Source organism: Streptomyces sp. NBC_00440 (assembly GCF_036014215.1).
GTDB lineage: Bacteria > Actinomycetota > Actinomycetes > Streptomycetales > Streptomycetaceae > Streptomyces.
Genome location: NZ_CP107921.1, coordinates 1,227,610 through 1,246,163, shown reverse-complemented (window position 1 = coordinate 1,246,163; position 18,554 = coordinate 1,227,610). Strand labels below are relative to the sequence as shown.

The 18,554-nt window shown below is 72.1% G+C and carries 17 protein-coding genes; 12 read left to right on the top strand and 5 right to left on the bottom strand.

All coding sequences use genetic code 11. The features are described from left to right. The first annotated feature begins 58 nt into the window (after nt 1-58). The 3 genes from OHB13_RS05585 (at nt 59) to OHB13_RS05575 (ending at nt 3,387) form a co-directional block, all read left to right on the top strand. Entirely contained in the window at nt 59-1,114 is a 1,056-nt protein-coding gene (locus OHB13_RS05585) for a PP2C family protein-serine/threonine phosphatase (protein ID WP_328376010.1), read from the top strand. Nucleotides 1,115-1,464: 350 nt separating this feature from the next. Then, nucleotides 1,465-2,805, top strand: a complete 1,341-nt coding sequence (locus OHB13_RS05580; RefSeq protein ID WP_328376009.1) for a transcriptional regulator — start codon at nt 1,465-1,467, stop codon at nt 2,803-2,805. Between the two features lie 51 nt (nt 2,806-2,856). Then, a complete protein-coding gene (locus OHB13_RS05575; protein WP_266858781.1) occupies nt 2,857-3,387 on the top strand; it encodes an NUDIX domain-containing protein in 531 nt (176 codons plus the stop codon). Between the two features lie 97 nt (nt 3,388-3,484). On the opposite strand, the gene OHB13_RS05570 is transcribed toward OHB13_RS05575, so the two are convergent. After that, on the bottom strand, nt 3,485-4,345 hold the full coding sequence (locus tag OHB13_RS05570; RefSeq protein ID WP_266858782.1) for a 3-hydroxybutyryl-CoA dehydrogenase: 861 nt from the start codon (nt 4,343-4,345) through the stop codon (nt 3,485-3,487). A gap of 142 nt (nt 4,346-4,487) precedes the next feature. Continuing rightward, nucleotides 4,488-5,465: a DMT family transporter gene (locus OHB13_RS05565; RefSeq protein ID WP_266858784.1), complete on the bottom strand. Its 978-nt coding sequence runs from the start codon at nt 5,463-5,465 to the stop codon at nt 4,488-4,490. Between OHB13_RS05565 and OHB13_RS05560 the strand changes: the two genes are divergently transcribed. Together OHB13_RS05560 and OHB13_RS05555 are read left to right on the top strand one after the other, a co-directional pair. Continuing rightward, the gene (locus tag OHB13_RS05560; RefSeq protein ID WP_328376006.1) at nt 5,464-6,900 is read left to right on the top strand and encodes an aminotransferase-like domain-containing protein; all 1,437 of its coding nucleotides are present in this window, start codon (nt 5,464-5,466) and stop codon (nt 6,898-6,900) included. The genes OHB13_RS05565 and OHB13_RS05560 overlap by 2 nt on opposite strands. A 179-nt stretch (nt 6,901-7,079) precedes the next feature. Then, the gene (locus OHB13_RS05555) at nt 7,080-7,655 is read left to right on the top strand and encodes a histidine phosphatase family protein (RefSeq protein ID WP_328376004.1); all 576 of its coding nucleotides are present in this window, start codon (nt 7,080-7,082) and stop codon (nt 7,653-7,655) included. Between the two features lie 178 nt (nt 7,656-7,833). On the opposite strand, the gene OHB13_RS05550 is transcribed toward OHB13_RS05555, so the two are convergent. Further along, nucleotides 7,834-8,991: an FAD-dependent monooxygenase gene (locus OHB13_RS05550; RefSeq protein ID WP_328376002.1), complete on the bottom strand. Its 1,158-nt coding sequence runs from the start codon at nt 8,989-8,991 to the stop codon at nt 7,834-7,836. A 151-nt stretch (nt 8,992-9,142) separates the two neighbouring features. Between OHB13_RS05550 and OHB13_RS05545 the strand changes: the two genes are divergently transcribed. Next, nucleotides 9,143-9,730: a TetR/AcrR family transcriptional regulator gene (locus tag OHB13_RS05545; protein WP_328376000.1), complete on the top strand. Its 588-nt coding sequence runs from the start codon at nt 9,143-9,145 to the stop codon at nt 9,728-9,730. Nucleotides 9,731-9,812: 82 nt separating this feature from the next. Here the strand turns inward: OHB13_RS05545 and OHB13_RS05540 are convergent, their stop codons facing one another. Beyond that, nucleotides 9,813-10,286 (bottom strand): SRPBCC family protein, encoded by a 474-nt coding sequence (locus OHB13_RS05540; protein ID WP_266858794.1) that lies wholly within the window; start codon nt 10,284-10,286, stop codon nt 9,813-9,815. A 284-nt stretch (nt 10,287-10,570) separates the two neighbouring features. Between OHB13_RS05540 and OHB13_RS05535 the strand changes: the two genes are divergently transcribed. Both OHB13_RS05535 and OHB13_RS05530 read left to right on the top strand, forming a co-directional pair. Beyond that, entirely contained in the window at nt 10,571-10,927 is a 357-nt protein-coding gene (locus OHB13_RS05535; RefSeq protein ID WP_328375997.1) for a VOC family protein, read from the top strand. 161 nt (nt 10,928-11,088) lie between these two features. Next, the gene (locus tag OHB13_RS05530; protein WP_328375996.1) at nt 11,089-13,470 is read left to right on the top strand and encodes an excinuclease ABC subunit UvrA; all 2,382 of its coding nucleotides are present in this window, start codon (nt 11,089-11,091) and stop codon (nt 13,468-13,470) included. 85 nt (nt 13,471-13,555) lie between these two features. On the opposite strand, the gene OHB13_RS05525 is transcribed toward OHB13_RS05530, so the two are convergent. Beyond that, nucleotides 13,556-13,963, bottom strand: coding sequence for a YciI family protein (locus tag OHB13_RS05525; protein ID WP_328375994.1), 408 nt, complete (start codon nt 13,961-13,963; stop codon nt 13,556-13,558). Nucleotides 13,964-14,204: 241 nt separating this feature from the next. Here OHB13_RS05525 and argC point away from each other — a divergent pair, with 241 nt between their 5' ends. The 4 genes from argC to OHB13_RS05505 are packed head-to-tail and all read left to right on the top strand — an operon-like array spanning nt 14,205 to nt 18,544. Further along, a complete protein-coding gene (gene argC / locus OHB13_RS05520) occupies nt 14,205-15,233 on the top strand; it encodes an N-acetyl-gamma-glutamyl-phosphate reductase (RefSeq protein WP_266858802.1) in 1,029 nt (342 codons plus the stop codon). A gap of 58 nt (nt 15,234-15,291) precedes the next feature. Next, entirely contained in the window at nt 15,292-16,443 is a 1,152-nt protein-coding gene (argJ, locus tag OHB13_RS05515) for a bifunctional glutamate N-acetyltransferase/amino-acid acetyltransferase ArgJ (protein ID WP_328375992.1), read from the top strand. After that, nucleotides 16,440-17,363, top strand: a complete 924-nt coding sequence (gene argB / locus OHB13_RS05510) for an acetylglutamate kinase (RefSeq protein ID WP_266858804.1) — start codon at nt 16,440-16,442, stop codon at nt 17,361-17,363. Before argJ ends, argB begins: the two co-directional genes overlap by 4 nt. Then, the gene (locus OHB13_RS05505; protein ID WP_328375991.1) at nt 17,360-18,544 is read left to right on the top strand and encodes an acetylornithine transaminase; all 1,185 of its coding nucleotides are present in this window, start codon (nt 17,360-17,362) and stop codon (nt 18,542-18,544) included. The genes argB and OHB13_RS05505 overlap by 4 nt, the downstream gene beginning before the upstream one ends. Nucleotides 18,545-18,554: the final 10 nt, after the last annotated feature.

The following is an 18,554-nucleotide window of genomic DNA, read 5'->3' as shown; positions in this document are numbered from 1 at the left end:
GCCCGATCATAGGCCGCCCCCGACTGCCGGACGGTCTCAAGTCGAGGGGGCCGGCGGCATGATCCGTACCAGGGCCGTGATCCGTACCAGGGGATGGCGGGGCGGGGTCGTCTTCGGCCTCCCCGCGCTCGGGCTGGCCGTCGTGGTCGGCTGGGAGCTGGCCGGCTCGCCGGCCGGCGACGACAGCATCACCGTCCGGCTGGCCTTCAGCGCCGCGCTGCTCTCGCTGGCGGGCTATGTCATCGCGGGTGTCCGGCTGGGCCCGGTACGGGAGTTGAGGCAGGTGCGCGCCGTCGCGTACGCCACCCAGCGGGTGCTGCTCAGGCCGCTGCCCGCGCGGATCGACGGTCTCGCCGTCGCCGCCGGCCAGCTCTCCGCCTCCGGGGGTGCGATGGTCGGCGGGGATCTCTACGAGGCGCTGGCCACGGTGCACGGGGTGCGGTTGGTGATCGGTGACGTGCGCGGTCACGGGCTGGCGGCCATCGGCGCGGTGGCCGCCGTGCTCGGCAGCTTCCGGGAGGCCGCGCACGACGAGCCGGGGCTGCCCGGCGTGGCACGGAGACTGGAACGCGCGCTGGAACGGCATCTGCGGGAGCGGTCCCGGCAGGAGCACCCGGCGGCGGGCGGGGCCGCGCCGGGCCATCCGCCGGCCGAGGAGTTCGTGACCGTACTGCTCCTGCAGATCGACGGCGAGGGCGGGATGACCGCGGTCAACTGCGGGCATCCGTGGCCCTACCGGCTGGGGAAGCCGGCCGGACCGCTCTGCGGGGGCGATCCGCTGCCCCCGCTGGGGACGTTCCCGCTGCCCGCCGCCGTCGAGGCGGACCGGTGCGGCCGGCTGCTGCCCGGTGACGCGCTGCTCCTGCACACCGACGGGGCGACCGACGCACGGGACCCGGCAGGCCGGTTCTTCCGTCTGGAGGAAGCGCTGTCCGAAGCGGCCGCGGACGGCGTTCCCGCACCTGCGCGGGTGATCCAGCGGGTGCACGGGGCGCTGCTGCGGCACACCGGCGGCCGTATCACCGACGACGTGGCGCTGCTCGTCCTGCGCAACGACCGCCGCAGGACGCTCGGCAGGCCGGACCCGGTCCGTACCGCACGGTCAGCCCTCTGAGGCGGGCATGTGGCGCCGTATGCGGGGCTGCGGGCCGTGTGGAGCGCGCGGCGCTGCGGTGTGAGGGGGCATGGATCGGGGCTGCGCCGTGTGCGAGTGCGGCGCGGCGTGCGCCACCCGTCCTGTCGCGGAGCGCCGGGCAGTTCCGGCAGGGCGGGTGGCGCCGGGAGCGGGCCGTCGCACTGTACGAGGGGGAGCCGACGGCCCGGCCGCCTCCTGGGAGGCAGTTCAGTCAATCGCCCGGGCTCTCCCGGAGGAAGGGACTCGGGCCCCTGGTCCGGGCGTTCCGTTCACACCCCGTGTGAACCGCGCTCCACTACGCTGTCCCGCACCCGGCCACGGAGGGCCCCATGCTGCCCAACACCCAGCTCGACGCCCTGCTCGACGAGGCCGGGATGTCCCATGCGGGCCTCGCCGTCCGGGTCAACAGGGCGGGCCGGACCCGCGGACTGGCCCTGCGGTACGAACACACCGCCGTGGCCCGCTGGCTGAAGGGCCAGCGGCCGCGCGGCCAGGTGCCCGACCTGCTCTGCGAGGTCCTGGGCGCCCGGCTGCGCCGTACGGTCACGCTGGACGACATCGGCCTCGGCGTACCGGGCGCACCCGCGCCGGTGCACACCACCGCGCTCTGCGGGTTCGTGGAGCGGGCGGCTGCGCTCTGGCGCTCCGACGCACAGCAGCGACCGCATCTGCGGGGCGCGGCCCCGGTGACCGGGACCCCGGCCGTGCTGCCGGTCTGGGAGTGGGAGAACCCGCCCGAGGACAACGACGTCTCACGCAGCGGCAGTTGCCGGGTCGGCCACGCCGACACCGGCACGCTCCGCGCGGCCCGGACGCACTACGAGCAGATGTACCGGAAGGCGGGCGGTGTCGCGACCCGCGCCCGGATCGTCGGATTCCTCAACACCGGGACGGCGCCGCTGCTGCGCGGCTCCTACAGCGACGCCACCGGACGCGAACTCCTCCGTGCCACCGGCGGACTGGTGGCCATCGCCGGGATCTGCGCCTATGACTCCGATGAACAGGGCCTGGCCCAGCGCTACTTCCACCAGGCGCTGCGGCTGGCCAAGGCGAGCGGGGACCGCGCGCTCGGCGCGTATGTCGTCGCGCTCCTGGTCAACCAGGCGCTCTTCATGCGGGAGTACCGGCAGGCCGTCGCCTTCGCCGAGGCGGCGCTGCGGACAGCGGGCCGCGAGCTCACTCCGGCGCTGGGCAGCGATCTGCACGCGATGCAGGGGAAGGCGTACGCCTATCTCGGCGACGCCGGCAGCGCGCTGGCCTGCATCGGACGGGCGGAGGAGGCCGCCGGACGGATCAGGCCGGGTGCCGAACCGGACGAGACCGGCTATGTGCAGCCCGGGCTCGTCAATGTGCAGGTGGCGGAGGCGCTGCTCAGGCTGGGTGATCTGCCGGCCGCCAGGGCCCAGGCGGTCGCCGCCGCCGCGGCCCCCGCGCACGACCGTGGCCGGGTCCACCGGCTGGCGATGCTCGCCCGGATCGAACTGCGGCAGGGGGACGCCGACCGCGGCGTGGCCACCGCGGTCGAAATGGCCGTCCAGGCACGGGGGATGGAGTCGCGCAGGCTCCGGGACCGGCTCCGCGATGTGCGCGACGATCTGCGCGAGACCCGGTTCGGCGGGGCCGATGAGGCCGCCGCTCTGATCGAGGGAGCGCTGCGCGTTCCCCTGTGAGCGTGCTCCTGCTGCCATATTGCCATCGACTTGTCGGAAGGTGGCAGGACTGTGCAGTGGACGAACTTAAGCGAACGAAATGTGTACAAGAACCGCTGGTTCCAGGTCAATCTGGCGGATGTCGCGCTCCCGGACGGCACCCGGCTCGACCACTATGTGATCCGGCAGCGGGCCGTCGCGGCGGCGACCGTCGTCAACGGGGCGAACGAGGTGCTGCTGCTCTGGCGCCACCGGTTCATCACGGACAGCTGGGGCTGGGAGCTGGCAGCGGGGGTGGTCGAGGACGGCGAGACGGCCGAGGCGGCAGCGGCCCGCGAGATGGAGGAGGAGACGGGGTGGCGGCCGGGTCCGCTGCGCCATCTGCTCAGCGTCGAACCGTCCAACGGCCTCTCCGACGCCCGGCACCATCTGTACTGGTCGGAGCAGGGAACCCGGACCGGCGGTCCACAGGACGCGTTCGAGTCCTCGCGCCGTGAGTGGGTGCCGCTGAAGCTGGTGCCTGACATGATCGCGCGCGGCGAGGTCCCGGCGTCCAACATGGCGGCGGCGCTGCTGATGCTGCACCATCTGCGGCTCGGCTAGCCGGACTTGACGGCGACGGGGGCCTGGCGGCGGCGGGGGTGTGCGGGGCGGTGCGTACCGCCCCGCACACCGCGCCGGGTCCGTCCGTACGTACAGCTCAGTTGTACGGGTAGAAGCCCGAGCCGGTCTTACGGCCGAGCCGTCCCGCGTCGACCATGCGCTGCAGCAGCGGGGGAGCGGCGTACAGCGGCTCCTTGAACTCGGCGTACATCGAGTCGGCGACGGACGCGACGGTGTCGAGGCCGATCAGGTCGGCGAGCTTCAGCGGGCCCATCGGGTGGGCGCAGCCCATCTCCATGCCGTTGTCGATGTCCTCGCGGCTCGCGATGCCGGACTCGAACATCCGGATCGCGGAGAGCAGATACGGGATGAGCAGGGCGTTCACCACGAAGCCCGAGCGGTCCTGCGCACGGATCGCGTGCTTGCCGAGTATGTCCTGGACCAGCGCCTCGGAGCGCTTGACCGTCTCCTCGGACGTGGTCAGCGCCGGGATCAGTTCGACGAGCTGCTGCACGGGCGCGGGGTTGAAGAAGTGGATGCCCATGACCTGGTCGGGCCGGGAGGTCGCGACGGCCAGCTTCACCAGCGGGATCGAGGAGGTGTTGGAGGCGAGGATCGCGTCCGGCCGGGTCACCACCTGGTCGAGCACCTGGAAGATCTCCGTCTTCACCTGCTCGTTCTCCACGACGGCCTCGATGACGAGGTCGCGGTCGGCGAACTCCCCGAGGTCGGTCGTGAAGCTCAGCCGGCCGAGCGTCGCGTCGCGCTCCTCCTCGGTGATCTTGCCGCGCTCTGCGGCCTTCGAGAGGGAGTTGTGGAGCCTGGTGCGGCCGATTTCCAGAGCCTCGCCGGTGGTCTCGGCGACCATCACCTCAAGGCCGCTGCGGGCACAGACCTCTGCGATCCCCGCGCCCATCTGGCCACAGCCCACCACTCCGACGCGTTCGATGTCGGTCACATCCAGCCTTTCGCAGATCGTCGCGGGCGAGTACCCCGTATGGTTCCGGCGCCCGCCCGGCCCTCAGACGTTACCCCCGACCTGCGGGTGGCCGGGGCGCCGGGTTAACCACCGCTCACTGCGCAAATCATGACTTTTCCGCCTATCTCGTCCTGGAACGCTGAGTGACCGCGATGCAGACGAGGACCGCGACGGCGGCGATCGGAGCGGCCACCGGAAGGTGCTCACCCAGCAGTGCGACGGACCAGACCAGGGTCAGCAGCGGCTGTGCGAGCTGGAGCTGACTGGCCCTGGCCACGCCGATCTCCGCCATGCCGCGGTACCAGACCACCAGCCCCAGGAACTGGGAACCCGCAGCCACCCAGAGCACCCCGGCGATGCTGTGGCCGGTGAGGTGTACGGGTTCGAGAGCCAGCGCCACGGCGGCGGCCGGCACGGCGAGCGGCAGGCAGAGGACCAGCGCCCAGCCGATCACCCGCCAGCCGGGCATCTCGCGGGCCAGCCGTCCGCCCTCGGTGTAGCCGGCGGCGCAGATCAGCAGAGCACCGAAGAGATACATGTCACCCGTGGACACGGCGCCGCCGGACTGCTGCACGGTGAACGCGATCACCACGGCCGCCCCGGCCAGAGCGGCGGCCCAGAAGGCGCGGGACGGCCGCGAACCGGTCCGCAGGGCCGAGAAGGCAGCCGTGGTGAGCGGCAGCAGTCCCACCACCACGGCGGCGTGCGAGGTCGTGGACGTCTGCAGGGCGAGCGTGGTGAGCAGCGGGAAGCCCAGGACCACCCCGGCGGCCACCACGGCGATACCGGCCCAGTGGCGACGTTCGGGGACGGGGGCCCGCAGGGCCAGCAGGGCGCCGCCCGCCAGCAGGGCGGCGAGCACGCAGCGTACGGAGACGAGCGACCAGGGCCCGAAGCCCTCAAGGCCCCAGGCGGTCGCGGGGAACGTCAGTGAGAAAGCGACGACCCCGAGCCCGGCGAGGAGGGTGCCGTTGCGGCCCGTAGGGGTCCCGCCCGGTCGGGCCGCTCGGGCAACTGCGGTCCCGCCTGCGGCACCGTCACCTCTGCTGTCGGCGACTGCTATCGATGGATCGTCGGTAGCGCTATTCTGTGCTGTCATGTACGAGCGTAGCAGTGTGGCCGAATTGGTGAAATCCCTGAAAGCGGAGCTGAACCGCTATCCGGTGGATGGAAAGCTGCCGTCGAGCCGGGCCATGGTCGAGTCCTATCGGGTCAGCCCGGTGACCGTTTCCAGGGCGCTCGCCCAGCTCGCCGCCGAGGGGCTCGTCGTGACCCGCCCGGGCGCCGGAGCGTTCCGGGCGCGGCCCAGCGAGGACACCCACGCACCCGGCGATACCTCCTGGCAGGAGATCGCGCTCAGCGCCGACGGTGCCACCGACGCGGCGCCCCGGGCGGTGGACGCCTCCGGAGTGCTGGTCACGCTCGCCGCCCCGCCGCCGGGCGTCATCGAGTTCAACGGCGGCTATCTGCATGCCTCACTCCAGCCGGAACAGGCCATGGCCGCCGCCCTCGCCAGGGCGGGCCGCAGGCCCGGCGCGTGGGGGCGGCCCCCCGTCGACGGGATTCCCGAGCTGCGCGAGTGGTTCGCGCGGGGGATCGGCGGACCGGTCACCGCGGCCGACGTCCTGGTCACCGCGGGCGGTCAGAGCGCCCTCAGTACCGCCCTGCGTGCACTCGCCCCGCCCGGTGCCTCCGTACTCGTCGAATCCCCGACCTATCCGGGGATGCTGGCCGTCGCCCGCGCGGCAGGGCTGCGGCCGGTGCCGGTGCCGGTTGATCCCGACGGCGTGCGCCCCGGGCTGCTCGCCGACGCTTTCCGCGCCACCGGGTCCCGGGTCTTCGTCTGCCAGCCGCTCTTCCAGAACCCGACCGGCGCCGTCCTCAGCGACGCCCGCCGCCCGGAGGTGCTGCGCATCGCCCGGGAGGCGGGGGCGTTCGTCATCGAGGACGACTTCGTCCGCAGGCTCGTCCACGAGGACGCGGGACCCCTGCCGAGACCGCTGGCCACCGATGACCACGACGGGGTGGTCGTCCATGTCTGCTCGCTCACCAAGGCGACCTCGCCCAGCCTGCGGGTGGGGGTGCTGGCCGCTCGCGGTCCCGTGTTCGAACGGCTGCGCTCGATCCAGGTCGTCGACAGCTTCTTCGTCCCGCGGCCGATCCAGGAGGCCACCGTCGAGCTGGTCGGATCGCCCGCGTGGAACCGCCATCTGCGTTCCGTTTCCGGGAAGTTGAAGGACCGCAGGAACACCCTCACCGCCGCGCTCCGCAGCAGTCTCCCCGAGCTGGACCTGCCGTACATCCCCAGCGGCGGCTACCACCTCTGGCTGCGGCTGCCCGACGGTACGGACGAGGCGGCGGTGGTCTCGGCGGCTCTCCGCGCGGGCGTCGCCGTCGCGCCGGGCCGCCCGTACTTCTCCGCCGAACCGCCCGCCCCGCACCTGCGGCTGAGTTTCGCCGGGGTGGCGGGGCAGGGCGAGATCGCCGAAGGGGTACGGCGGTTGCGTAGGGCGTGCGACGAGGCGCTCGGCTGAGGCGGCGCGGACGGGTCCCGCTCGCCCGCGCGGTCACGTGCCGCTCTGTTCCGGCGAGCCCCGGTCCGGTGTCGGCCCCGGCCTGCCTCGTTCGGTTCTGGCGCGCCGGTTTCCGCTTCCGTGCGCCGGTTCGCCGCCGCCCCTTGACCCGTCGGGGTTTCAGTCGCACGATCGCGGCCATGAGCGTTCGCGTCACGCTGGTCGCCGCCGCACGCAGTTCCTCCAGGCTCGCCGAGCGCTTCGACGACGACCGGCCTCTCGACCACGCCGGCTGGCACGAGGTGCAGCTCTCGGCGGGCTTCCTCGTCCCGCTGGCCGCGGCCGAGCTGCGCTACTGCTCGCCCACCGCCCGCAGCCGTGCCACCGGCGACGCGCTCGGGTTCGCGCCGCTGCTCCAACCCGCGCTGAGCGACTGCGACATGGGACGCTGGCGCGGGCTCACCCTGGCGGAGGTGACGGCGCGCGAACCAGCCGCCGTCGATGTCTGGCTCTCCGACCCGCGCTCCGCCCCGCACGGCGGCGAGTCGCTGATGGGCTTCATCTCGCGGATAGGGAACTGGCTGGAGACCCGGCCCCCGTGCGACGGCTCCATCGTCGCGGTCGCCGAACCGTCCGTCGTCCGGGCAGCCCTGGTCTACGCGCTCAAGGCGCCGCCCTCGACGTACTGGAACGTCGACGTGCCCCCGCTCTCCACGGCGACCCTGACCGGTCTGCCGGGGCGCTGGAGCCTGCGCCTGGAGACAGCTGCCCGCTGACCCGGCCGTACGGGGTGAGGAGAAGCTCTGCCCCGACCCGCCAGGAGCTGAGCCGCCAGGTCCTGACCCGCCAGGTCCTGAGTCGCCAGTACCCGGGCCGCCCGGTGCCTGGGTCTGCCAGTACCTGAACTACCAGTGCCTGGACCTTGTTCGTACCTGACCTGCCGGTAGCTGACCGTCAGGGCAGCGCCGGCGGTGTCCAGTCGGCGTGCCGCAGGATCATCCGTACCGCTGTACCGGACGGGGCGATCCTGAGCGCAGCGTTGCGCAGCGACACGGCGAGCGGGTGCGCGAGCTGCTGCCCCATCCGGCCCGCCTGCCGGGCGGCCCGGGCCACCGACCGGCTGCGGGGGCGGCGTTCGGCGTCGTACCGCATGAGTGCGGACTCCACCGTGGTCGCACCCGCGAGCGCCGCCGCCAGGGTGACGGCATCCTCCAGCGCCTGGCAGGCGCCCTGACCGAGATGAGGGGTCATGGCATGTGCGGCATCGCCGAGCAGGGCCACGCGGCCCACGGCGTACGAGGGGAGCGGGGTGACGAGTTCACCGACGTCGTGGTGGAGGACGGTGTCCGGCCGGGTCGCGTCCAGCAGGGCGGGGATGGGGTCGTGCCAGCCGTCGAACCGGCGCCGTACCTCGGCCAGCGGGTCCCTGTGGCGCACCCCTGCCGGGGAGTTGACCACCGCGTGCCACTCGGCCCGGCCGTCCGTGAACGCGATGTGGCCGAACTCGGCGCCGCGTCCCCAGGTGAGTTCGAAGTCGGACCGCAGATCGACCGGGTGCTCCGTGATGGCGCGGAGCACGGTCGAACCGGAGTGGACGGGACCCGGGTGCCCGGGGAACAGCTCCGCGCGCACCCGGCCGGCGATGCCGTCGGCCGCCACGACCAGATCCGCTTCGAGCACGGTGTCGCCGTGGCCCACCAGGACCCGGGCGGGGTCGGAGCGGTCGACGGAGGTCACTTCGGCGCCCACGACCAGGGACTCCGGGGGCAGGGCCGCCCGCAGCAGCCGGTGCAGCGCGGCACGGGGGATGCCCACGATCGGGGTGCCCAGGGCGCGCTCCAGGGCGGCGCCGTCCATCCGGGCGAGCCAGGTGCCGTCCGGCCTGCGGGTGCCGCCGGTGTACTGCGGCCGGGCCGCGCCGCGCACCTCGTCGCCCACGCCGAGGGCGTCCAGAGCGCGGATGCCGTTGGCCGCGAGGGAGATTCCGGCGCCCGCGTCGTCGAGGACCGGGGCGCGCTCGACGACCGTCACCTCCCAGCCGATACGCCGCAGGCCGATCGCAGCCGCCAGCCCGCCGATCCCCCCGCCGATCACCACCGCGCTGTTCCCCATACCGGCCCCTCCTTCGGTCTCCGCCACCCGGCCGTCCCGTGACCTGCGGCCGTCCCGCGCCCCTGCTCTTTCTACAGCTGTAGAAAGAGTGGGCAGGGGGAGCGTACTACGGTCTTCTACGGGTGTAGAAGACCGGGTGTAGAAAGGGGGGATGACTGGAGATCGACGCACTGTCCTCGCCGACGCGGCCATCGGGGTGCTCGCCGACGAAGGGATGCGCGGTCTGACCCACCGTGCGGTGGAGCGCGCTGCCGGTCTGCCGCCCGGCACCACATCGGCGTACTTCCGCAGCCGGAAAGCGCTGCTCACCGCACTGGTCGGCAGGCTTGTCGAGCTGGACCAGGCGGAGCTCCAGGCGGCGGGGGAGGCGGCGCAGGTGCCGCGGGACGCCGGTGAACTCGCCGACGCCATCGCCGTGTTCGCCGCAGGACGCCTCGGGGGTGAGGGCCGTCGGCGGTCGCTCGCCCGGTACGCCTGCGCCGTTGAGGGCGTACGCCACCCGGAGCTGCGGGAGATTCTCGTACCGCATGAGAACGCGGCGCGTGACGCGGTACGCGCGTTCCTGGCCGCGCAGGGCGTCGCCGACGCCGAAGGGCGCACCCTGACCTTGCTGGCCTGTGTGGACGGGCTGATCTTCGACCGGCTGGTGGGCGGCGGGACCGTGCCGCGCGAGGAGATCCGGGGGCTGGTCACCGCGGCGCTGCGCGAGGGCCGCGCGTCCGGACCGGGCCGGGGGTGAACGGGCAGGGGTGAACGGCAGGGGTGAACGGGCCGGAGTGAACGGGCCAGGGGTGGACGGGCCGGTCGTGCGTGCCGTCGCCTCAGCCGGCCGGCGCGGTCTGCCGGTCGAGCTGTTCGAGGACCAGGGGCCAGGCGTCGGCGGTGCGCTCGCAGGACTCCTCGTCGGCGAAGCCCGCATGGGTGAGCGTCAGCAGCGTGCCGTCCCCCTCGGGTGCGAGCTCGACGGTGACGACGGTCTCGGCGCCCTCGGTGCCGCCCGCCCCCGTGACCCAGGTGAGCTCGACGAGCCGGTCCCGCTCCAGCCGCAGGAACCGGCCGTAGTGCGGGTGCCGGACCACCGGGCCGCCCGGCTCGGGCGCGTACTCCGTCTCGAAGAAGAACGGCGCGCTCTCCTCGGGCGTCATCCGTACCGAACCGGGGGCCGCGAACCACCGGTCGAACCGTTCGGTCCAGGCCAGATAGAGGTCCCCGGGGGCGGCGCCCATGGTGCGCCCGGTCGTCAGCCGGAAGGGCCTGGACGTCAGATCCGGACTGCGGAACGGTTCCTCGGACATCGCGGTACGCCTCTTTCCACGGTCGGTCGGACAAGCCGGTCCGGACAACAGGGCGGTCGTCCCCATCGGATCACATGCGCCCGCCCGGCGCCCCGCGCGGGCGGGTTCTCCACGGGCGGCCGTCCCCGCCGGGCCGGCGGTCCCGCAGCGCAGGCCGAGCGCGATCCGGCCGGCAACCGGTCAGGAATCGAGAAGCACGGCTGAGCGAGCCGCATTAGCGTGATCTCCATGGACGTCGGCATCCCCACGCCGGGTGGATGCGACCCACGACCACAGGAGCGACCATGCCAGGATCGGCAACCCAGGGAATCAAGACCGTGCTGCATCCCGTCTCCGACGTGGCGGCGGCCAAGTCGGTCTACACCGCCCTCCTCGGCGTACCGCCGGTGGCCGACGAGTCGTACTATGTCGGGTTCGAGGCCGGCGGACAGCACATCGGGCTGGTGCCGGGCGGTGCGGAGCAGGGCATGAGCGGGCCTGTGACCTACTGGGAGGTGCCGGACATCGAGGCGAAGCTGGCCGAGGTGACCGCCGCGGGTGCCGTGGTGAAGGAGCCCGCGCACGACGTCGGCGGGGGCCGTCTGGTGGCCACGGTCACCGACCCCGACGGTAATGTCCTGGGGCTGCTTCAGGACCCGTGAGCACCGCCCCCTTCCGTGACAGAGAGGGTTCCCGCGACGCAGGAGGCTTTCCGCGACGGGGGAGAGCCGCACTGCCCGACCGGAGTGGGTCCGGCCGGGCCGGGTGACACCGGCGGAGACCGCGAGGGCGGCCCCGCCCGACAGATGGAGAGACGACACACATGGCCAGGAGGACGGGCGCACAGCCGCCTGCGCACGTTGCCGACAGCCACGGGCTGATCCGCGTGCACGGCGTGCGGGTGAACAACCTCAAGGACGTCAGCGTCGAGATACCGAAGCGCCGGCTGACGGTGTTCACCGGCGTATCCGGCTCGGGCAAGAGCTCCCTGGTCTTCGGCACGATCGCGGCGGAGTCGCAGCGGCTGATCAATGAGACCTACAGCGCCTTCGTGCAGGGCTTCATGCCGACGCTGGGGCGGCCCGAGGTCGACGTGCTCGAAGGTCTGACGACCGCGATCATCGTCGACCAGCAGCGGATCGGCGCCGACCCGCGCTCCACGGTCGGCACCGCCACCGACGTCAACGCGATGCTGCGCATCCTCTTCAGCCGGCTCGGGAAGCCGCACATCGGCTCGCCCCAGGCCTACTCCTTCAACGTCGCCTCGGTCAGCGGCGCGGGCGCGGTCACGATGGAGCGCGGCGGGGAGACCGTGAAGGAGCGGCGCAGCTTCAGCATCACCGGGGGTATGTGCCCGCGCTGCGAGGGCCGCGGCACAGTCACCGACATCGACCTCACCCAGCTCTTCGACGACTCCAAGTCGCTCGCCGAGGGCGCGATCACCGTCCCCGGCTACAAGGCGGGCGGCTGGAACTACCGGCTCTACAGCGGGTCCGGCTTCTACGACCCGGACAAGCCGATCCGCAAGTACACCAAGAAGGAGCTGCACGACTTCCTCCGCCGCGAGCCGACCAGGATGAAGATCGAGGGCATCAACATGACCTACGAGGGGCTGATCCCCCGGGTCCAGAAGTCGATGCTCTCCAAGGACCGGGAGGCGATGCAGCCGCACATCCGGGCGTTCGTGGACCGGGCGGTCACCTTCACCGTCTGTCCCGAGTGCGACGGCACCCGGCTCGCCGAGGCGGCGAGGTCGTCGCGGATCGGGAAGACCAGCATCGCCGACGCGTGCGCGATGCAGATCAGCGATCTGGCCGAGTGGGTCCGCGGCGTCGATGACCCCTCGGTCGCGCCGCTTCTCGCGAAACTGCGGCAGACCCTCGACTCGTTCGTGGAGATCGGCCTCGGCTACCTCTCGCTCGACCGGCCGTCGGGCTCGCTGTCGGGCGGCGAGGCACAGCGGGTCAAGCTGATCCGCCACCTCGGCTCCTCGCTCACCGACGTCACGTACGTCTTCGACGAGCCCACCATCGGTCTGCACCCCCACGACATCCAGCGGATGAACGACCTGCTGCTGCGGCTGCGGGACAACGGCAACACGGTGCTCGTCGTGGAGCACAAGCCGGAGACGATCGCGATCGCCGACCACGTGGTCGACCTCGGTCCCGGCGCCGGTACGGAGGGCGGCACCGTCTGCTTCGAGGGCACCGTCGAGGGGCTGCGGGCCGGCGGCACCCTCACCGGCCGCCATTTCGACGACCGGTCCACCCTCAAGGAGAAGGTGCGCACACCCACCGGCACGCTGGAGATCCGCGGCGCGACCGCGCACAACCTGCGCGATGTCGACGTCGACATCCCGCTCGGGGTGCTGGCCGTCGTCACCGGTGTCGCGGGCTCCGGCAAGAGCTCGCTCGTGCACGGATCGATCCACGCGGACGACGGCGTGGTGTCGATCGGCCAGGAACCGATCCGCGGCTCACGGCGGAGCAACCCGGCGACGTACACCGGACTGCTCGAACCGATCCGCAAGGCGTTCGCGAAGGCCAACGGCGTGAAGCCGGCGCTGTTCAGCGCCAACTCCGAGGGTGCCTGCCCCAACTGCAACGGCGCGGGCGTCATCTACACCGACCTGGCGATGATGGCCGGCGTCGCCACCACCTGCGAGGAGTGCGAGGGGAAGCGGTACCAGGCGTCGGTGCTCGACCATCACCTCGGCGGACGCGACATCAGCGAGGTGCTCGCGATGTCGGTGGCCCAGGCCGAGGAGTTCTTCGGTGCGGGCGAGGCGCGCACCCCGGCCGCGCACGCCGTCCTCAGCAGGCTCGCCGATGTCGGGCTCGGCTACCTCAGCCTCGGCCAGCCGCTCACCACGCTCTCCGGCGGCGAGCGGCAGCGGCTCAAGCTGGCCACGCACATGGCCGAGAAGGGTGGCGTCTACGTACTGGACGAGCCGACCGCCGGGCTGCACCTCGCCGATGTCGAGCAGCTGCTCGGCCTGCTCGACCGGCTCGTGGACTCGGGCAAGTCGGTCATCGTCGTCGAGCACCACCAGGCGGTGATGGCGCACGCCGACTGGATCATCGACCTCGGCCCCGGCGCGGGCCACGACGGCGGCCGGATCGTCTTCGAGGGCACCCCCGCCGATCTGGTCGCCGCCCGCTCCACCCTCACGGGCGAACACCTCGCGGCGTACGTGGACGCGTGACGGCCCCGGCCGCTGCCCGGCCTCTCCGGTGCCCGGGCCGGGGGCACCGGAGAGGCCCCGGGAGGTCTCCTGCTCTCCTGCGAGGTCACTCCGTGCCGGTGGGCGGCTCGGTCAGGAACGGGCGCAGTTCGAGCCACTCGTGGATCGGCTTTCCGCCCGCCCCGGGGGCCGCCGACAGCTCCCCGGCCAGCTCGACGGCGCGCTCGTAGCCGGCGACGTCGATCACCATCCAGCCCGCGATGAGGTCCTTGGTCTCGGCGAACGGGCCGTCGGTGACCGGCGGGCGGCCCTCGCCGTCGTACCGGACGAACGTTCCCCCGGGGGCGAGCGCCTGACCGTCGACGAACTCGCCGGTCTTCTCCAGCCGGGCCGCGAAGTCGTTCATGTACTGGACGTGCGCAGATACCTCTTCCGGTGTCCACTGGTCCATGGGCACGTCGTTGACCGCAGCCGGAGCGCCGCGGTAGTGCTTGAGCAGCAGGTACTTCGCCATGGTTTCTCTCCTCGGTGCTGGTGCGGCCCATTCTGGCCGCGTTCGCCGTTGGGGGCGCGTTCACTGCTGGGACGGAGCGGGTCATGAGTTCTCGACATCGCCGCCCGGATTTTTTCCCTGCCTTTCGACGGCCCCAACCCGACGGCCCCAACCCGATCCCCCCAACGGTCGGTGCCTTCGGGCATCCTTTGCATAAAAGTGCAGCATTGCGTATAGTCATGCCATCGACGAGGAGGTTTCGGTGGCGGTACGTGCAGCGGTGGCAGGGGCAAGCGGATACGCCGGCGGGGAACTCCTCCGCCTGCTGCTGGGCCACCCGGATGTCGAGATCGGTGCGCTCACCGGCAACACCAACGCGGGTCAGGCGCTCGGCGCCCTCCAGCCGCATCTGCGGCCGCTGGCCGGGCGCGTGCTCCAGCCGACCACCGCGGACGTTCTCGCAGGTCACGACGTTGTCTTTCTGGCGCTGCCGCACGGGCAGTCCGCCGCCGTCGCCGACCAGCTCGGTGACGATGTCCTCGTCGTCGACATGGGCGCCGACTTCCGGCTGAAGGACGCCGGGGACTGGGAGCGGTTCTACGGTTCCCCGCACGCCGGGACCTGGCCGTACGGTCTGCCCGAGCTGCCCGGAGGGCGGACCGCCCTCGCCGGGTCGAAGCGGATCGCCGTCCCCGGCTGCTATCCGACAGCGGTGTCACTCGCGCTCTTCCCGGCGTACGCGGCCGGCCTCGCCGAGCCCGAAGCGGTGATCGTCGCCGCCTCCGGTACATCCGGCGCGGGCAAGGCGGCCAAGCCGCACCTGCTCGGCTCCGAGGTGATGGGCTCGATGTCGCCGTACGGGGTCGGCGGCGGCCACCGGCACACCCCCGAGATGATCCAGAACCTCAGCGCGGCGGCCGGCGAGCCGGTCACCGTCTCGTTCACGCCGACCCTTGCGCCCATGCCGCGCGGCATCCTCGCCACCTGCACCGCGAAGGCGAAGCCCGGTGTGAGCGCCGAGACGGTCCGTGCGGCGTACGGCAAGGCCCTCGCGGACGAGCCGTTCACCGAGCTGCTGCCCGAGGGGCAGTGGCCGTCGACCGGCGCCGTGTACGGCTCCAACGCGGTGCAGATCCAGGTCGCGTACGACGAAGCCGCCGGCCGGATCGTCGCCATCAGCGCCATCGACAACCTCACCAAGGGCACCGCGGGCGGCGCCCTGCAGAGCATGAACATCGCACTCGGACTCCCCGAGGACCGAGGGCTTTCCACGATCGGACTGGCGCCGTGAGCGGCGCACGCACAGACACCGGCCGGCACGTACGTACAGAGGCGAACGAGGAGATGCAGTGAGCGTCACGGCAGCGAAGGGATTCACGGCAGCGGGCATCGCCGCCGGAATCAAGGAGAGCGGCGGACCGGACCTGGCCCTCGTGGTCAACGCCGGCCCCCGGCTGGCCGCCGCGGGAGTCTTCACCTCCAACCGCGTCAAGGCCGCACCGGTCCTCTGGTCCGAGCAGGTAATCAAGGGCGGGACCGTCGGCGCCGTGGTCCTCAACTCCGGTGGCGCCAACGCCTGCACCGGACCCAGGGGCTTCCAGGACGCCCACGCCACCGCCGAGAAGGCGGCCGATGTCCTCGGCGGCAACGCGGGCGAGGTCGCGGTCGCGTCGACCGGGCTCATCGGTCTGCCGCTGCCCATGGACAAGCTGCTGCCCGGCATCGAGCGGGCCGCCGCCGAACTCTCCCCGCACGGCGGCGAGAAGGCCGCCATCGCCATCAAGACCACCGACACCGTCCACAAGACGGCCGTCGCGGGCGGGGACGGCTGGAGCGTCGGCGGGATGGCCAAGGGTGCGGGCATGCTCGCCCCCGGCCTCGCCACCATGCTCGTGGTGCTCACCACCGACGCCGACCTGGACAGCCCGGTGCTGGACCGGGCGCTGCGCGCCGCCACCCGCACGACCTTCGACCGGGTCGACTCCGACGGCTGCATGTCCACCAACGACACCGTGCTGCTGCTCGCCTCCGGTGCCTCCGAAGTGGTGCCCGGTGAGGAGGAGTTCGCCGAGGCAGTCCGTACGGTCTGCGCCGACCTGGCCCGCCAGCTGATCGGCGACGCGGAAGGCGCCAGCAAGGACATCCGGATCGAGGTGGTCAACGCCGCGACCGAGGACGACGCCGTCGAGGTGGGCCGCTCCATCGCCCGTAACAACCTGCTGAAGTGCGCCATCCACGGGGAGGACCCCAACTGGGGCCGGGTGCTCTCCGCGATCGGCACCACGTCCGCCGCTTTCGAGCCCGACGAGCTCAACGTCGCCATCAACGGCGTCTGGGTCTGCAAGAAGGGCTCCGTCGGCGAGGACCGCGACCTGGTCGACATGCGGTACCGCGAGGTCGCCATCACCGCGGACCTGGCGGCGGGCAGCGAGTCGGCCGTGATCTGGGCCAACGACCTCACCGCCGACTACGTCCACGAGAACAGCGCGTACAGCTCATGAGCACCCGCAAGCACACCGCGCTCCCCAAGGCGCAGACCCTCATCGAGGCGCTGCCCTGGCTGACCCGCCACCACGGCAAGACCGTCGTCATCAAGTTCGGCGGCAACGCCATGGTCGACGAGGAGCTGAAGGCCGCCTTCGCCCAGGACGTGGTCTTCCTGCGGCACGCAGGACTCAAGCCGGTCGTCGTCCACGGCGGCGGCCCGCAGATCAGCGCACAGCTCGACCGGCACGGTCTGGTCAGCGAGTTCAAGGCCGGGCTGCGGGTGACGACGCCCGAGGCGATGGACGTCGTACGGATGGTCCTCGCGGGCCAGGTGCAGCGCGAACTCGTCGGACTGCTCAACCAGCACGGCCCGTTCGCGGTCGGCATGACCGGCGAGGACGCGAACACGATCACCGCCGTCCAGCACTTCCCGCAGATCGACGGCGAGGCCGTCGACATCGGCCGGGTCGGCGAGATCACCGGGATCGACATCGGCGCGATCGAGGCGCTGCTCGCCGACGGCCGCATCCCCGTCGTCTCCTCGATCGCCCGCAGCGCCGATGACAACCACGTCTTCAACGTCAACGCCGACACCGCGGCCGCCGCACTGGCCGCAGCGCTGAACGCCGAGACGCTGATGGTCCTCACCGACGTCGAGGGCCTCTACGAGGACTGGCCCCACAGCGACGAGGTCATCAGCAGGCTCACGGCCAAGCAACTGGAGAAGCTCCTTCCGGAGCTGGCCAGCGGCATGGTCCCCAAGATGCAGGGCTGCCTCTTCGCCGTACGCAACGGCGTCACCACCGCCCGCGTCATCGACGGGCGGGTCCAGCACTCGATCCTGCTGGAGATCTTCACCGATGAGGGAATCGGCACGATGGTCGTGCCGGACACCGAGACGGAATCCACCGGCGCCACCGAGGGGGAGTCATGAGCAACCAGGAACTCGCACAGCGCTGGCAGGGCGCTCTGATGGACAACTACGGCACGCCGAAGCTCTCCCTGGTACGTGGCGAGGGCGCCACCGTGTGGGACGCCGACGGCACCGCGTACACCGACTTCGTCGGCGGTATCGCGGTCAACGCGCTCGGCCACGCCCACCCCGCGGTCGTCGAGGCCGTCTCGCGGCAGATCGCCTCGCTCGGCCATGTCTCCAACCTCTACATCGCCGAACCGCCCGTCGCGCTCGCCGAACGGCTGCTCCAGGTCTTCGGCCGCGCGGGCCGCGTGTACTTCGCCAACTCGGGGGCCGAGGCCAACGAGGCGGTCTTCAAGATCGGCCGGCTCACCGGGCGTACGCACATGGTCGCCACCCAGGGCGCCTTCCACGGCCGGACCATGGGCGCGCTCTCGCTCACCGGGCAGCCCGCCAAGCAGAACGGCTTCGAGCCACTGCCCGGTGTGGTCACCCATGTTCCGTACGGCGACGCGGAAGCCCTGCGCGCGGTCGTCACGGAGAACACCGCCTTCGTCATCATCGAACCGGTCCAGGGCGAGAACGGCGCAGTCGTCCCGCCCGCGGACTACCTCAGGGCCGCCCGGGAGATCACCCGCGCCACCGGCACACTGCTGGTGCTCGACGAGGTGCAGACGGGGATCGGGCGCACCGGCCACTGGTTCGAGTACCAGGCGCACGAAGGGGTCGACCCCGATGTCGTCACGCTCGCCAAGGGCCTCGGCGGCGGGCTCCCGCTGGGCGCGGCCGTGGCGTTCGGGGCGGCTGCCGAACTGCTGCACCCCGGTCAGCACGGCTCCACCTTCGGCGGCAACCCGGTGGCGTGCGCCGCCGGACTCGCCGTGCTCGACACGATCGCTGCGGACGGAATCCTCGACCGGGTGAAGCGCACGGGCGAGAAGCTGCGCACCGGAATCGAGGCGTTGGGGCACCCGCTGGTCGGGCAGGTCCGCGGTGCCGGACTGCTGCTGGGTATCGTGCTCACCGAGCCCCGCGCGCACCGGGTGCAGCAGGCGGCTCAGGACGCAGGCTTCCTGGTGAACGTGACCGGCCCCGATGTCGTACGGCTGATGCCGCCGCTGATCATCGGTGACCGCGACGTGGACGCGTTCCTTCAGGCGCTGCCCGGCGTTCTCGACCAGGCCAACGGGGAAGAGTGATCCGCAGAGT

Bases quoted from the DNA above. Each gene is read 5' to 3' on its own strand.
- OHB13_RS05525 (WP_328375994.1), bottom strand. From the start codon at position 13,963: ATGGCGAAGTACCTGCTGCTCAAGCACTACCGCGGCGCTCCGGCTGCG.
- OHB13_RS05530 (WP_328375996.1), top strand. From the start codon at position 11,089: ATGGCCAGGAGGACGGGCGCACAGCCGCCTGCGCACGTTGCCGACAGC.
- OHB13_RS05565 (WP_266858784.1), bottom strand. From the start codon at position 5,465: ATGACAGCACAGAATAGCGCTACCGACGATCCATCGATAGCAGTCGCC.
- OHB13_RS05545 (WP_328376000.1), top strand. From the start codon at position 9,143: ATGACTGGAGATCGACGCACTGTCCTCGCCGACGCGGCCATCGGGGTG.
- OHB13_RS05550 (WP_328376002.1), bottom strand. From the start codon at position 8,991: ATGGGGAACAGCGCGGTGGTGATCGGCGGGGGGATCGGCGGGCTGGCG.
- OHB13_RS05560 (WP_328376006.1), top strand. From the start codon at position 5,464: ATGTACGAGCGTAGCAGTGTGGCCGAATTGGTGAAATCCCTGAAAGCG.
- OHB13_RS05585 (WP_328376010.1), top strand. From the start codon at position 59: ATGATCCGTACCAGGGCCGTGATCCGTACCAGGGGATGGCGGGGCGGG.
- OHB13_RS05555 (WP_328376004.1), top strand. From the start codon at position 7,080: ATGAGCGTTCGCGTCACGCTGGTCGCCGCCGCACGCAGTTCCTCCAGG.
- OHB13_RS05540 (WP_266858794.1), bottom strand. From the start codon at position 10,286: ATGTCCGAGGAACCGTTCCGCAGTCCGGATCTGACGTCCAGGCCCTTC.
- argB (WP_266858804.1), top strand. From the start codon at position 16,440: ATGAGCACCCGCAAGCACACCGCGCTCCCCAAGGCGCAGACCCTCATC.
- OHB13_RS05505 (WP_328375991.1), top strand. From the start codon at position 17,360: ATGAGCAACCAGGAACTCGCACAGCGCTGGCAGGGCGCTCTGATGGAC.
- OHB13_RS05535 (WP_328375997.1), top strand. From the start codon at position 10,571: ATGCCAGGATCGGCAACCCAGGGAATCAAGACCGTGCTGCATCCCGTC.
- OHB13_RS05580 (WP_328376009.1), top strand. From the start codon at position 1,465: ATGCTGCCCAACACCCAGCTCGACGCCCTGCTCGACGAGGCCGGGATG.